This window comes from Ruegeria sp. BHSB058 (assembly GCF_059613285.1).
The window spans coordinates 1-1,143 of record NZ_JBXWSF010000195.1 but is presented as its reverse complement, the minus strand read 5'-3'; the positions used below and the strand labels follow the sequence as shown (position 1 = coordinate 1,143).

Below are 1,143 nucleotides of genomic sequence, written 5' to 3'. Positions count from 1 at the left end.
CGTTGGATCAGTTTGGAGAAGTTGTAGTGCGACGTTAATAAATTAGCCGACGGCATTAATTGGTGGGTTGCCAAAATCGATGCAATCTCTGCAACTGGCAGTTTTGTTGTATATTTCGGAGTTAGCAATGCATGGTCGTGAATGTCCGGTTTGCGCTGCCGGTTCAACCGATGGCCGCAACACGCTCCTCGAACTTCTCCGCGAGTGAGAAGTAATTCAAGGTTATTCTCGGCCGCTCGTTGAGCTCCCGGGCGACGGCGTCGAGGTGTTCTCCGCGACGGGATGCGAGTTCGATCGCGAAGTTCGCCGCATCTGCATCAGGCTGCTAAGTCCTGTGTGGATGGCGTCTGCTTTGCAAGGACAAAATGCTCTGATTGCGCGGCTGGTCAGTACAGTCCTGTGTCCGGCCTTTGATTGCGGCATTTGCTTGAGCCGCTGGCCTTGATGGGTTCCGTGAACCTGGTCCCAATCGGCAAAGCGAACCTGAGAGTTCAGGACGAAGCTCGGGTTTTCCGGGTTCTCGGATGACCGCACGTGCCATCATGGCATTCGTCTTGCAATTCTTTTTTGTTCAGTGCCTCCGGTTATGCCGCTGATTGCCGGTAGTATGTTTCTTTGGTGAGGATCGCCCAGATGATCCGTGCGGCTTTGTTTGCCATCGCGATCGTGGCAAGTCGGACGGGTTTGCGCTCGAGGAGTTGCATGATCCAAGGATGCACGCGTTCTGGATAGCCGCGGGCGCGCTGTACTTGTGAGGTCATACCGATCACCAGAAGCCTTCTTATGTAACGGTCACCCTTCTTGCTAATCCGGCCGAGGCGTTCCTTGCCACCACTCGATCTGTTCAATGGGGTGAGACCAAGCCAAGCAGCAAACTCGCGCCCGTTCTTGAACTGTTTGCCGTCGCCGATGGTGGCGACGATGGCAGAGGCGGTGATTGGACCAACACCAGGGACGGTTCTGATCCGCTTGGCCCGTTCATCGATCCGCGAATGATACTCGATCAGTTTGTCGTAGAACACCACGCGCTCGTCGAGTGCAACAACCTGCTCGCAGAGGGTTTTGAGCATGCTCTTCGCAACGTCTGGCATGTCCGGGCAATCGTTGGTTTTGAACCCTTTGACGAAGCGCATCGCCGCCACC

At 55.3% G+C, this 1,143-nt stretch carries 1 protein-coding gene; it reads right to left on the bottom strand.

Translation table 11 applies throughout. The features are described from left to right. Positions 1-584 precede the first annotated feature (584 nt). On the bottom strand, positions 585-1,143 hold a 559-nt coding region (locus AC2FNB_RS21305; RefSeq protein ID WP_496748716.1), incomplete at its 5' end, for an IS110 family RNA-guided transposase.